This is a genomic window from Bacillus sp. 05T31 (assembly GCF_056396725.1).
The window spans coordinates 1-1,270 of sequence record NZ_JBFTMA010000956.1 but is presented as its reverse complement, the minus strand read 5'-3'; the positions used below and the strand labels follow the sequence as shown (position 1 = coordinate 1,270).

Sequence of the window (1,270 nt, the reverse complement as noted above, 5' to 3'; positions counted from 1 at the left end):
TAATACATCTTTGGATCCTGTTGATTTAGGGGATTTTACAATAAGAGGGAAATTCATCTCTTTAGTTTTTTCAAGAAAAGATGATAATGATTCTGTTGGTTTGTAAATTAAATAGTTGAGTGAGATTGGTAATTCTTTAAGTACATTACGAGTTAATATTTTGTTTTCCATATGATGGATAGCTTTAGTAGATACAATATTTGAGCAAAATCTTTCTGATAAACGTGCAGCCACATAAACAAAAGGGTCAATAAAACTAAAGATCCCTTTTATGTTYTTTCCTGATTTATTTAATTTTTCAATTGTTGTAATTATATTATCATAATCATTTATATCRGTGAAAATCATCTGATGTACATCAGGGAATATAGTGCGTTCATTAATAAATTTTGTTTTTTTAGTTAATAAAACAGTAAAGAAATTAAGTTTTTCAGCTGCTTTGATTGCTTCCCTACTTGATCCAGATTTATTTGTTTCAATGAAAACGATAGTATCCATTTTATGTCACCTTAACCTTTATCATTTTATAAAATCTCAGGTTTATTATTTCTATAGGTAGAATATTAAAATGAGGTTAAGCTTGTTCTGGATTTTTCGAAAAATGGTTGAATGAGGAAGAACATGAATATATATATAATGAATTTGATATTTGTTTTGAAAAAATCTTTAGAAAGAAGGGAAGAAGAACTAACATGACTATAATTGGTATGCTTCATCATCGGAAAGATCCGAATGACGTAAAGAAAGCATATACTTATGCTGCTGTAGCCAAAGCTGAAGGTATAAACTTTTTTTATTTTACTTTAGGGAAAGTAAATATAGAAACTGAGAAAATTTTAGGTAAAACTTATGAAAATGGTAAGTGGATTGAACAAGAATTTTCTTTTCCTGATGTTATTTATAATGCAAGTGTTCATGTTAGTGATAAAAATCAGCAAATTTTTGATTATTTATATGATAAAGTTCCGTTCACAAGTCATTCAATTGGAGATAAATTAAGTGTATATAACAGAATAAAAAAAGCAGGGAAATTTAAGCAATATCTTATTCCTTTTTATGAATTAAATGATGTTAATAAGTTTTTTGACATGATTAATCGTTATGAAAAACTTATTATTAAACCCATTTCTGGACATCAAGGTAAGGGGATTATTTTTATTGAAAAACATGGGAGAAATTACAGTATGAATGAGTCAGAACAAATTTCACTTATTAATAAAAACCAATTAACAAGTTTTTTATCTGATAAGATTCAAGAGAAAGGTTACAT

The 1,270-nt window shown here is 26.7% G+C and carries 2 protein-coding genes; one reads left to right on the top strand and one right to left on the bottom strand.

Annotated elements, in window-relative coordinates; genetic code table 11:
- Nucleotides 1–498 (bottom strand): ATP-grasp domain-containing protein (locus AC1DJR_RS30265; protein ID WP_477004287.1); only part of this gene is annotated, 498 nt, incomplete at its 3' end.
- Between the two features lie 194 nt (nt 499–692).
- Between AC1DJR_RS30265 and AC1DJR_RS30260 the strand changes: the two genes are divergently transcribed.
- Nucleotides 693–1,270, top strand: a 578-nt coding sequence (locus AC1DJR_RS30260; RefSeq protein WP_477004288.1) for a YheC/YheD family protein, incomplete at its 3' end; no start/stop codon positions are given.